Source organism: Micromonospora gifhornensis (genome assembly GCF_016863515.1).
Taxonomy (GTDB): domain Bacteria; phylum Actinomycetota; class Actinomycetes; order Mycobacteriales; family Micromonosporaceae; genus Micromonospora; species Micromonospora gifhornensis.
The window spans coordinates 13,595-25,618 of the sequence record NZ_BOPA01000041.1 but is presented as its reverse complement, the minus strand read 5'-3'; the positions used below and the strand labels follow the sequence as shown (position 1 = coordinate 25,618).

8 protein-coding genes and 1 pseudogene are annotated in these 12,024 nt (G+C 72.1%); 7 read left to right on the top strand and 2 right to left on the bottom strand.

The features are described from left to right. The first annotated feature begins 150 nt into the window (after positions 1-150). The gene (gene eccD / locus Vgi01_RS25580; protein ID WP_102659049.1) at positions 151-1,539 is read left to right on the top strand and encodes a type VII secretion integral membrane protein EccD; all 1,389 of its coding nucleotides are present in this window, start codon (positions 151-153) and stop codon (positions 1,537-1,539) included. Between the two features lie 9 nt (positions 1,540-1,548). Here eccD and Vgi01_RS25575 read toward each other — a convergent pair whose 3' ends face one another. Then, on the bottom strand, positions 1,549-2,295 hold the full coding sequence (locus Vgi01_RS25575) for an SUKH-3 domain-containing protein (protein WP_204292766.1): 747 nt from the start codon (positions 2,293-2,295) through the stop codon (positions 1,549-1,551). A 140-nt stretch (positions 2,296-2,435) separates the two neighbouring features. Between Vgi01_RS25575 and eccB the strand changes: the two genes are divergently transcribed. The 3 genes from eccB to Vgi01_RS25560 all read left to right on the top strand — a co-directional run bounded on the left by eccB (position 2,436) and on the right by Vgi01_RS25560 (position 4,653). Next, positions 2,436-3,863: a type VII secretion protein EccB gene (gene eccB / locus Vgi01_RS25570; protein WP_102659047.1), complete on the top strand. Its 1,428-nt coding sequence runs from the start codon at positions 2,436-2,438 to the stop codon at positions 3,861-3,863. 158 nt (positions 3,864-4,021) lie between these two features. Next, positions 4,022-4,351, top strand: a complete 330-nt coding sequence (locus Vgi01_RS25565; RefSeq protein ID WP_013736416.1) for a WXG100 family type VII secretion target — start codon at positions 4,022-4,024, stop codon at positions 4,349-4,351. Positions 4,352-4,365: 14 nt separating this feature from the next. After that, positions 4,366-4,653: a WXG100 family type VII secretion target gene (locus Vgi01_RS25560; protein ID WP_013736415.1), complete on the top strand. Its 288-nt coding sequence runs from the start codon at positions 4,366-4,368 to the stop codon at positions 4,651-4,653. Positions 4,654-4,734: 81 nt separating this feature from the next. On the opposite strand, the gene mycP is transcribed toward Vgi01_RS25560, so the two are convergent. Next, positions 4,735-6,027 (bottom strand): type VII secretion-associated serine protease mycosin, encoded by a 1,293-nt coding sequence (gene mycP, locus Vgi01_RS25555; RefSeq protein ID WP_275412582.1) that lies wholly within the window; start codon positions 6,025-6,027, stop codon positions 4,735-4,737. 121 nt (positions 6,028-6,148) lie between these two features. On the opposite strand from mycP, the gene Vgi01_RS25550 reads away from it, so the two are divergent. The 3 genes and pseudogenes from Vgi01_RS25550 to Vgi01_RS31290 form a co-directional block, all read left to right on the top strand. Then, positions 6,149-6,541, top strand: coding sequence for a YbaB/EbfC family nucleoid-associated protein (locus tag Vgi01_RS25550; RefSeq protein ID WP_204292765.1), 393 nt, complete (start codon positions 6,149-6,151; stop codon positions 6,539-6,541). Continuing rightward, complete coding sequence (locus Vgi01_RS25545; protein ID WP_102659045.1) at positions 6,538-6,882, top strand: hypothetical protein; 345 nt, start codon at positions 6,538-6,540, stop codon at positions 6,880-6,882. Before Vgi01_RS25550 ends, Vgi01_RS25545 begins: the two co-directional genes overlap by 4 nt. 45 nt (positions 6,883-6,927) lie before the next feature. After that, a pseudogene (locus Vgi01_RS31290) lies at positions 6,928-10,923 on the top strand (YwqJ-related putative deaminase); the annotation flags it as partial. Positions 10,924-12,024 lie beyond the last annotated feature (1,101 nt).

Genomic DNA, 12,024 nt, shown 5'->3' with positions numbered 1-12,024 from the left:
CCTGGGCGTGGTGGTCACGCCCGGCACCCCCGCACGCTCGGCCACCGCCGCGAACCGGCACCCCGCGTCACCGGCACATGGTAGGTAGCCTTCTCCCGTCAGGACAGCCGCGGGCCGCATCGGCCCGCTCCTCGTATCGAGGGGTCGTCAGTGGTCACCCAGGCCGGAACCGGACTCGCGCGTATCGCCGTCGCCGCCCCCAAGCGGCGACTGGATCTAGCTCTGCCCGAGCATCTGCCGCTCGTCGGGCTGCTGCCGGCGGTGCTGCGTCAAGCCGACGAGGAACCCTCGGACGGCACCTCCCACGGTGGCTGGGCACTGCGTCGAAGCGACGGCAGCGCCGTCGATCTGACGCGTACGCTGGCCGCCCAGAACGTCCGCGACGGCGAGACGCTGCACCTGGTGCCGCGCCGCACCGAGTGGCCCGAGTTGGCGTACGACGACCTGATGGAGGCCGTGGCCGACGGTGCCCGCCGCCGTGGCGTGGCCTGGACCCCGTTCGCCACCCGGTTGACCGGCCTGATCGTGGCCGGCGTGCTGCTGCTGCTCGGGCTGGCCGTGATCGTGACCTCTGAGCAACCCGGTTGGCTCGGCGGTGCGGTGGCCCTCGGCGCGGCCACGCTGTTGCTGATCGGCGGGATCGTGCTGTCCCGGGCGATGGCCGACTCCCTTGCCGGTGCGGTGCTCGCCGCCGCCGGCCTGCCCTACGCCTTCGTCGGTGGGGTGCTGGTGATCGGCACCGGCGAGTCGGTGTGGGCGTTGGGCGCACCGCACATCCTGCTCGGTTCGGCGGTGCTGCTGCTGTCCGGGCTGCTCGGCCTGCTCGGCGTGGGGGACGCGACCCGGGTCTTCGTGGCGGCGGTCTTCGTCGGGTTCTGGGGCATGGTGGGCGGGCTGCTCGCCCTCGGCTCGATGGATGCCGCGCAGGGCAGCGCCGTGGTGATCAGCGCGGTCGTCCTGCTGCTGCCGGCCATGCCGCTGCTGTCCGTACGACTGGGCAAGATGCCGATGCCGGCGTTGCCGCGTACCGCCGACGACCTGCTGCGCGACGAGCCGCAACCGAAGCGGGAGGTGATCTACCAGGCCACCGCCCGAGCCGACGAGGTGCTCACCGGCATGATCTTCGGCGCGTTCCTGGTCACCATCGGCTGCCTGGTGGTGCTCACCGCGACCGGCACGGTCGCCGCGCTACTGCTCGCCGCCGTGATCTCGCTCGGCTACCTGCTGCGTGCACGGCTGGTGACGACCGTCCGGCACCGGGTTCCGCTGCTGGCGGTCGGCCTGGTGGGCCTCGGCCTGCTGCCTCTGGTCGGTGCCGCCGACGCGTCCACCGCCACCCGGGTCCTGGCGGTGCTGCCGGTGGCGCTTGTCGCGGCCGGCATCTCGGCTGCTGCCGGGCTCGCCTACAGCCGCCGTGCCCCGTCGCCCCGGCTGGCCCGGCTCGGCGACGTGCTCGACATCCTGCTCCAACTCGCCGTGGTGCCGGTGGCCTGCAGCGTGCTGGGTCTGTACGCGTTCATGCGGGCGATCAACGGCTGACCGGCAGGGTCACCAGTCGAGGTCGCTCGCCTCGGTCATCTCGCCGCCCCGGATCAGGTTGACGACGGCCGAGTCGAGATCCGGCCCGACGAGGAACTCGTCGGCCCAGTGCAGCAGGAAGACCCGCCCCCGGGCGTCCATCACCAGCTCGGAGGGGCCGTCCTCGTTGTTGCCGATCGGGTAGACCGGGGTGCCGTACTCCTCGGCGAAGCCCCGCGCCCCCTCGGTCACCACCCCGCCCCGGGTGGGATGGAGGTAGCTGGTGAAGCCGGCACCGGCTCGGCCGGTCCTGCCGAACTGCGGCAGCGTCAGGCCACCGAACTCGACAAGCGCCGCCCGCGCGGCCGGCGGGCAGTCCAGGCCGGCCAGGTCGTCGGCGAACCGGACCATCCAGTGCTCGACCGCCGAGGTGACGTCACGGCCGGGAAACCAGCCGGCGGACTCCAGCACATGGCGTACGTCCGGCGGGAACCGGCCTTCGGCGGCGCGGCGACTCGCGTACCGCTCGGCGATGGTCTGCTCGGGCAGGGACGGCCACTGGGACACCTCGCCGGTCTCCCGGTCGATGACCGCCCGGGGGTAGCCGGTGGCGGGCGGCGGAGCCGGCGGCCCGTCGGTGGCGGCAGGCGCAGGTTCGGCTCGCCAGGCGACATAGCCCAGGTCGAACTCGTGCAGGAAGACCTCGGGGGCGGGCTCGGTGCGGCCGGCACCGGCCCACTGGCGGGCGATCTCCAGGGCCTCGTCGCGACTGATCATCGTTGCGCTCCTCGGGCTGCCGTGGTCGACGTCGACGGTCGGCGTCGAGTGCGGAGACCGGCTGGCTCGACATCGTGCCTATGGTAGGCACCGCGGTCCGGCGGTCGTGACCGCACGGCGTACGCCAGGGGGAGGGTGCCATGCCGTCGCGGCGGGATCAGGTCCAGTCGTACCAGTTCTTCGTGCAGCGGATGACCTCTGCCCTGGTGGCGCGGGAGCCGGACCCGGAGGCGGCGCCGTTCCGCCGGCTGGGTGGTGCCGGCTTCGCCAGCGTCATGGTGGCGGTGCTCTGCCTCGCGGCGGTGGGCGTGTACGGGCTGCTGCGTCCGGGTGGGGCGACAAAGTGGAAGGACGGTGCCGGGGTCATCCTGGAAAAGGAGACCGGCACCCGGTACCTGTACCGGGAGGGCCGACTGCATCCGGTGGTCAACTACGCGTCCGCCCTGCTGGCCCTGGAGTCGGCCGCCCCGACGGTCTCGGTGTCCCGCAACTCGTTGGTCGGTACGCCTCGCGGACCGCGCATCGGCATCCCGGACGCACCGGACGCGTTGCCGGCGCCGAGCCGGATCCTGGACGGACCCTGGACGCTGTGCACCCAGCCGGCCCGGGACCCGGCCGGCGGGATCGTCGCCACCACAGTGCTCACTGTCGGCCGGGCACCCGTCGGTGGCCGGGAACCGGGCGACGCCGCCCTGCTGGTCCGCGACCGTAAGACCAAGCGCCTGCATCTGGTGTGGCGCGACCACCGCTACGAGATCCGCAACGACAAGGTCGTGCTGGAGGGTCTCGTGATGACCGCCGAGCCGGTGGTGGAGGTCGGTGGGGCGTGGCTGAACGCGTTGCCTGCCGGTGAGCCCATCACCCCGCGACGGGTCACCGACCGTGGCGCTGCCTCGACGGCGCTGCCGGACGCCCGAGTCGGTCAGGTCTACGTGGTCAGGAGCCAGAACGACAGCCGCCAGTACTACGTCGTCGAACGGGAGCGGCTGGTCCCGATCACCCCCGTCGAGGCGGACGTCCTGCTTGCCGACGGCGAGACGCAGGCCGCGTACCCGGACGGGACGAAGCCGGCGCCGATCGACCTCGCCGCCGGTACGGCCGCAGCCGCACCGAAGGCGTCGGCACCGCAGCAGGGGCGGCACCGCGCGCCGGAGCAGCGACCCGACATCGCCCGACTGAGCGGGAGCGACCCGGCGATCTGCGCCGCCTACCAGCCGGATCAGGACGAGCCGACGGTGCTGCTCGACGCCCAGGTCGAGCCGGTACGCGAACCGGTGCGCACCCGGGAGCAGACCGGCAGCGGCATACCGCTTGCCGACCGGGTGGTCATCGAGCCCGGCTACGGTGTGCTTGTCGCCGCGCTCTCGTCGCCCGACCAGGACGGCGGCACCCTGAACCTGGTCACCGATCTGGGCTACCGCTATCCGCTGGCCTCCGAGGGGGTGCCGGCGATGCTCGGTTACTCGGGGTTGCGGCCGATCCGCCTGCCCGCCAGCCTGGTGGTTCGCCTACCTGCCGGGCCGGCGCTCGATCCGACCACGGCGAAACAGGTCATCGACCCGGAGTGACGAAAACCAGCCACATTGGAGTGGCACCCTGGTCCGCGGTCTAGCGCGGGCTCGACGCAACCCGATACCTTTTCAGTGACGATGGTGCGTAAGCGCTGACTGACAGACCGCCCCCGGTGTCGCGGGGCGATCCAACGAGGACGGGGGTGACTTCCGCCATGTCGATGCGTACCGACACCGGCTTGATGCTGAAGACCGAGGGTGACGTCGATGCCGTCGCCGATCGGCTCACCAGCAACCTGAACGGGCTGATGGACCAGCTCGCACCGCTCTACGACCAGTGGAAGGGTGCTGGTGCGGGTTCGTTCCAGCAGGTTCGTGAGCGGTTCGACCAGGACATGGCCCGGCTCAACGTCGCGCTGCGCGCGATCGCCGAGGCTGTCGGCTCCGCCGGTAAGGACTACGACGTCAGTGACGAGGAGATCCGGGCCGACATGGACAGCGCCGGTGCCACCGCCGGTCAGATCACTGCGGCTCTGAAGCTCTGACGGGGGGAATCACGATGGAAATCCGGTACAACTTCGCCGGTCTGAACGCGGCTGCCGACAGCTGCGGCAGTTCGGTCCGGAACATGACGAGCGAGCTGGAGGGCCTCAAGTCGGGCATCGCCCCGCTGCTGGCCACCTGGGACGGCGACGCCCGCGAGGCGTACTTCCAGCGTCAGCGCGAATGGGAGTCGGCCGCCAACGACCTGCGTGACCTGCTGGGCAGGATCGAGCGGGCGCTGCGCGAGTCGGCGGGCAAGATGCAGGCCCGCGAGGCGGCCAACCGCGCCAAGTTCGGCGGCTGAGTCACCCGAACGCTGCACCCGATGGCCCGGCCGAGCGCCGGGCCATCATCGTCCGCACCGCAGATCGCGCCGGTGGTGCGGTCATTCCCGTGAGGTCGAGGTGGGCACCCGGAAGAAGACCTCCTCCGGCTCGTCGATCTCCGGCCGGTCGTCCGGTGACGCGGCGGGCCGGGTGGGCCGCCACCGGGTACGCCGCCCGCGCGGCAGCAGGGCCGCCAGCACCGCTACGCCGACCGCTACCGTGGCCAGGCCCAGACCGATCCAGAGGGCCAGCCGGCCGAACAGCGCCCACCGTTGCTCGCGGGCCTGTGCCGCCGCGTCCAGGGGCACCTCGGGCAGCGGCGGCTGCTCCACCGGCTTCGCGCTTGTCAACCGTTCGGTGACCGCCCGGTACGGGTTGACCACTCCGCTGCCGTAGCCGCGTGCCGCGTCACCCCGGGCCGGGTCGGCGGTGGCCAGGATCCGCCGCGTCACCTCCTTCGCCGACAGGTTCGGCTCGGCGGCACGGATCAGGGCGGCTGTCGCGCTGACCATCGGGGTGGCGAAGCTGGTGCCGTCGTAGGCGGCGTGCCCGGTCAACCTGGTCGCGGCGACCACCGCCCCACCCGGAGCGACGATGTCCACGTACGGCCCGATCTGGGACTGGCGGATCCGGGCACCGTTCTGGTCCACGGCACCGACCCCGATGACCCCGTCGTAGCTCGCGGGGTAGGGCACCGGGTCGGGTCGGGCACCGTCCTGATGCCGGTTGCCGGCGGCGGCGACCAGCACGACGTCGTTGTCCACCGCGTACTTGATCGCCCGCTGCACGTCCGGGTCGGGGCGGTAGAGCGTCACCGACATGTTGATCACGTCAGCGCCGTCGTCGACCGCGCGCATGATGGCCTGCGCGAAGACCGCGCCGCCGACGGTGGCGCCAGCGGTGTCCGTGCTCTCGTTGGCGTTGCGTTCGCTGACCCGGATCGGCACGATCGTGGCGTCCGGCGCCAGGCCGTGGAAGCCGACGCCCTCCTGCCGGGCGGCGACGATGATGCTGGCGACCGCCGTACCGTGCGAGACGCAGTCCACGTCACCGCCGGGTGCATTACGCAGCGCGTCGAACCCGCTGTCGACCCGTCCCGCCAACTGCGGATGGCTGCTGTCGGTACCGGAGTCGATCACCGCGATCCGTACTCCGGCGCCGGTGCTGAACGGCCACACCCGCTGCGGCGCGAGCCACCGCTGGTGCCAGGGCGTCTCGGTGTTGACCTCGCCGGGATCGCTGGGATTCTGACAGATCTCCGGAGCGGCGTACGCCGGTGCGGGAAGCGTCAGCGCCGTGGTCAGCAGCGCCCCCACCAGGGCGAACGTCGTGATAGGACGGCCACGGGCCATGCTGCTCACCTCCGGTGCGCCGGTGCCGGTGAATCCTAACGACCCCTCGCCCATCCCCTGATGGGGCGCGCATTCAGTATGGTCGAGTCGTCATGGGCGCGAACGGGGGAGGGACACCGCCATGGACGTGCAGGCGCTGCGTGCCCGCGCCGACGAACTGATGGCTCAGTTCGAGCGGATGCGTTCCGGGGTCGGAGACCTCCAGCAGCAGCTCAAGGCCGTGCAGGCGACGGTCACCTCCGAGGACGGTCTGGTCACGGTCACCGTCGGGCCGCGTGGTCAGGTGACGAAGGTCGAGTTCGATCCGCGCATCTACCGCCGACCGAACTCCAAGGAACTGTCCGCCACGGTCACCGAGACCATCCACCGCGCCACCGCGAAAGCGATGGCCGCCGTCGAGCAGCTCTTGCGGCCGTACGTGCCGGACAGCCAGTTCCAGGCCTACATCGACCACGACCTCGACGGCATCTTCCGTCAGCTGGACAGTGACCTGCCCGGGGAGGACAAGCGATGACCGAGCTCCGTGAAACGTTCGTCAAGCCGGATGCCGCCCTGGAAGGGGCCAGCACCCTCAGCGCCGCCGGTGCCCGGCTGGCCGCCCGCTGGCGGGGCCTGGCCGGCACGATCAACACGCTCAACGGTGCTCGCCCCTGCCCCTGGGGCGACGACGAGCCGGGTCAGGCGTTCAACAAGGACTACCTCGGCGGTGAGCAGCCGGCGCAGAAGGTGCTCGACCTGGCCGCCGGTGTCGTGCCCGTGGTCGAGCAGATGGGCCCGACGGTGAAGGGCGCCGTGGAGGGCACCGTCGACGTCGACGACATGGTCAAGACGCTGTTCGGGGGCGAAGGTAAGTAACCGCCGGTAGGCGACGGTCGAGATCGGATAGAGGGGCGCGCGCCGGTGGCGGTACCCAATCCCAAGCACTCGCTGGGCGAGTACGGCTGGGTCTGGGATGCTATCTGCTGGGTCAGCGCCGGTGAGGCGTGGCCCAGCGGCGACGAGGACCGGATGCGCGAGCTGGCCGATGCCTGGCAGTCCCTGGCCGACCTGGTCGGTGAGGTGCTTACCGAGGCCGACCCGGCGGTCATGAAGATCCTGCAGAGCTGGGGTGGCGGGGCCGGCGAGGCGTTCGGTGCGCTGTGGAACCAGGTCGGCGTCGACCCGAACACCGGCCTGCCACTGATCCAGGAGATCGCCGCCGCGTACGCGTCCGGCTGCGACCAGGCGGCCCTGGAGATCGAGTACGCCAAACTGACGGTGCTGATCGCCGTCATCATCACCGTCATCGCGGTCTTCGTCGCGTTGCTTATGGCCTGGCTGGGCGGTGTCTCGGCCGGTGCGATCCCGGGCATCCTGGCGGCCGGGCGGCAGGCGGTCACTGTCGCCTTCCGGCGGCTCATCGCCCAGATGGGGCGGCAGCTGCTCACCCGGGCGGGACTTCAGGCGGCGCTGCGGACCGCCGGCGGTCGGGTCGGGCAGATCGTCACCAGTCAGGGCTTCCGGCAGGGCCTCAACCGGCTCGGTCTGGAGCTGATGGAGGAGATCGGCGAAGAGCTGATCATCGACGTCGGTGCCCAGGCGTACCAGATGCGCAGCGGCGAGCGGCGGCAGTGGGACGGGAACCGGACGCTCACGGCGGGCGTGGGTGGCGCGTACGGCGCCGTGCTCGGTTCCGGCATGAACTGGGCCGGCCGGCGGGTGGCGCCCAAGATGCCTGTCTCGTTCAGCCCGTCCCGGTTGTCCTTCCCGGGCAGCGGGCTGGTGCGCTGGGGCGGCACCAGCATCGCCTCGGGTGCCCAGAACGCGCTCATCTCACCGGCCGCGAGCGTGCTCGCCAACGCCAGCGTCAACCAGCAGCTCGTGCTCCCCGGCGCGGACGCCTTCCTCGGCGGATTCGCCAGTGGTGCCGGCCGCACCGGCGCGACCCTCGCCGGTGGTGCCACCGGAAACCTGGGTGCCAAGGTCACCAACCTTGGTCTCGACCGGCTGAGTGGGACCACCACCCCCGGTGCCGGCCTGGGCGCGGGCCTCAACCCGTCCCCCGGCGTCGGCGGGGTGGACCTCGGCAACCTCGGCAGCACCACCGGCGCCAACGGTGCGACCAGCACCGACGGGGGTGCCACCGGCGCCAACGGTGCGACCAGCACGGACGGGGGTGCCACCGGCGCTGCCGGCCGCGGCACCACCGACACCGACATCGGTACGGGTCAGCACGGCGGCGGCACCGTGCCGCAGAGCGGGGCGGGTTCCATCAGCCTCGCGCCGTCGGCGGACCCGGTCGTCGCCGCGCCGGCCGACGGTGCCACCTCGTCCAGTGGCCCCGCCACCACGACCGAGGGTGTGGACCTGGCCAGCGTTGCCAGCGACCCGACCTCCACAGATGTCGTGTCGCGCGGTGACGAGTCCGGCACGGCTGGACGCGACGACGCGGCCACCACCGGCGGTCGGGTGCCCACCGACGGCACCCCGGCGACTGCCGAGCCCGTCGGAGACACCAACCGGGACAGCACCCCGGGCGACCCCGCGACACCGGTCGCCGACACACCCGCCGACCGCGCCACCTCCGACTCGACCGAGCAGGCCGGCCCGGCGGAGCGCGCCGACAGCGGACCGCCGACCGACCAGGCCGCCGCCGGAGCCCCGGACACGGCCACCGACACCACCGGCGACCGGGCACAGAATTCCCCTGTCGACAGCCGTGGCGACCGGGCGCCGAGTTCCGCCGCTGACACCACGGGCGACCAGGCACCTAATTCTGTCGACACCACAGGTGACCGGGCTCAGAGCGCGCCTGTCGACGGCACCGGCGATCGGGTTCAGACCGCTCCTGTCGACACGTCGGCGGGTAATGCCGGAACTGTGCCGGTCGACGCCTCGGCTGGTGCCGGTCGTACCGTCGGTGTTGGTCCGGTTCCGGACTCCGGGGTCGGCGCGAGCGTCGATGGTCCCGGTGGCCCGGCCGTCTCCGGGGTTGATCCCCTGGCCGCGGAGATCGCTCCCGCTGTGGTGCCGGGTGCACCACCCGCGAGCCCGGTGGCGGGAGCCACCCCGGGCAACGTCACTCCCGCCACCACGCTGAACCCGGCGCAGACCACCGCCGTACCGTCCGCGACCACCCCAGCCGCCACCCCGACGGCCCCCGCGCCCACCACCCCGACCTCCGCACCTGGCACGCCGACCGCCGGCACGTCGACCACCCCCACAACGTCGACCTCGCCCACGTCGACCACGCCCGCCACCGGCAACACCGGTACGCAGCCGACCCCGAGGGCACCGGCCATCACCACGGCCCCGAACTCGGCGGGATCGGTCTCGCTGACCCCGCCACCCAGCGCCGCCCCGGTGACCCAGCCCGATGCCGCTTCCGTGGCGCAGCCCGACGTTGCTTCGGTGACGCCGCCTGACACTGCTTCGGCGCCGCAGTCCGACGGTGTTTCCGTGGCCCAGCCCGACACCGGTCCGGCGGTGCGGCCGACGGTGCCGGCCGAGACGGCAGGCACCGATTCGGCGACCACCACCGCGACCACCGACCCGACGGTCACGCCCACAGCCGCGACCACCGACCCGACGGTCACGCCCGCCTCCCCGGACGGTGCCACGGATCCTGCGGCGCGCCGGGCGGACCAGGCCGACCAGTCGGCCACCGGCGGGCCGGTCGTCGTCGCGGTGCCGGGCAGCACGGGGACGCTCCAGCCTGGTGGCCCGACCGCGCCGGACACCGGCCGGGGTCCGGTGAACCCGGACACCCTCCGGCGGTCCGAAGGGCCGACCGGCAACGGCACCCACAGCTGGCAGTTGTCTCCCACCGCTGTGGACGGCGACCCCACCGGCCCGGACGCGGAGCAGGCCCTGATCGAGGCGTCCCGGACCCTCGCCGAGGCCACCCGGCAGGCGGTGAAGGACGGCACGATCTCCCGGGCCAAGCAGCCCGGCACGTCAGGTGCCCTGATGATGTCCGACGGTGGCATCACCACGCACACCAGCATGACCGCGGACAAGGGCACCAAGCCGCCGACCCAGCCGTCCGTGCACCCGCTTGCGCAGGCCGCGCTGGATCGCACGAAGGCGGCGTTGCCGGACGGAACCGGCAGCGGGCACGGTAAGTGTGCCGAGGTGGCCCTGGTCTCGGATCAGCTCTACCGGCTCGAAACGCAGTGGCGCGACGCCGGTGAGCCAGGCTCCTTCGAACAGTACGCACGTGACGCCTTCAACGGTGCCAAGATCCTGACTCATCAGGTCAAACCGGCTCAGCAGAACGACACCGTCTACAAGCTGGGGCACCACCGGCCGCCCTGCCGCTCGTGCGCACACTTCCTGCCACAGTTCGGCATCGAGCCGATCGTGGACCCGGAGCGGGACGCCCGGACCTACCAGCCGTCGGTCCCTGGCGTGGTGGGCAACGGCCCTCCGCTGAGCGACAACCGACCGTACGGCGACCCGAACGGCCTGGTCCCCCCGGTGCAGGCCGACCAGCAGACGCTCGACGCGGCCGTGCCGCGCGATGCGGCGACCGGTCGACCGCTTGTGCACCCGGATCCGCGTGTCGGATCGTGGGCGGGCCTGGTCAACGACGGCGGTCCGACCGTCCCCGGACGCGACAACAACTGTGCCGACGTCGGGCTCTCCGTCCTGGACACCTGGTTCGGTCGGCCGGAGGTGGCCGCCCCGACCGCCACCTCGGCCGAGGTGGAGGCGGGCAGCACGGCGCGGCAGGAGCAGGCACTACGCACGGAATTCGCCCACCAGGGCACCGGCACCGCCGGCCTGGACGCCGTCGCCGACGCGCTGCGTGCGGCCGGCCCCGGCTCGGCGGCCCTGATCATCACCACCCGTCCGGACGGCAACGGTGCACACACCTGGAACGCGGTAAACCACGACGGCACCATCATCTGGCTCGACGCCCAGAATCAGCTGATCTCCGACACCGACCCGGTGCACGGCGATCCCGGCAACGTCTGGTCAATCGTCCTCGACGCCGAGGGTGACCCGCACCGCCCCGCAGCGACGGACACCGACATCCGGCCACCAGCCCCACCGGACTCGACAGCACCCGACGACACTTCCGCCACCACCCCCGACCCCAGTAGGCCCGACATGCCGGGCTCGCCGATGGAGGTGCAGCCCGGCCATGTCGATGAGCAGGGAGGAAGCCCGGCAGGTCTGGCCGGTACCGGATTCGACGGGCTGAGCGACGCCGACGCCGCGACGCCCGAGGGCGATCCGGCGGCGAGCCTTTACCTGGACGGCCTCGCGGAGCCGGATCAGGCGACCCTGCACGAGGCGCTCGCCGACGCGCAGCGCGACGCCGACCAGATCCTGGCCGACCTGCACGGCGTGAACGCCGAGGTGAACGCCCGGCTCGGGCTGACCGGGGCGGACGCGCTGAGCACGCTCGGCGAGCAGCATCGCGTCAAGGGCGCCGAGTCGCTGGCCCGCAAGTTCCGCACCGAGCTGGAGCCGCTCGGCTACGACCTCGGTTCCGCGCTGGACACCGTCAACGACGTGGTGCGGTTCTCGGTGCAGGGGCCGGAGACCGAGGCGTACGGGCCGGCGGTGGACGCGGTCCTGTCGTCGTTGGAGGCACAGGGCTACCAGGTCACCGACCTGAAGAACTTCTGGCACCCGGGTAACCGGTTCTTCGGGTTGAACTGCACGCTGACCTCGCCGACCGGGCGCACCTTCGAGTTGCAGTTCCCGACCGCGACAAGCTACGCGATCGGCAAGCAGACCCATGTGCCGTACGAGGTGATGCGTGACCCGGCGCAGACACCCAGCGCCCGGGTGCACGCCTTCCTCGACATCCTCACGATCAACAAGGCGAACGGCATCGCGGCACACATGCCGGGCGGGATGGACTCCGGGCGGTTCGACACCCCGAAGAACACGAGCTTCGCGAAGTGGATGTCCTCGGCCCGGCAGGAGAGTATCCGTCAGTCGTACCTCGACTGGCTCGGGCAGCAGGGCCAGACGTTCGCCGACGTGCTCGCCGCGCGAGGA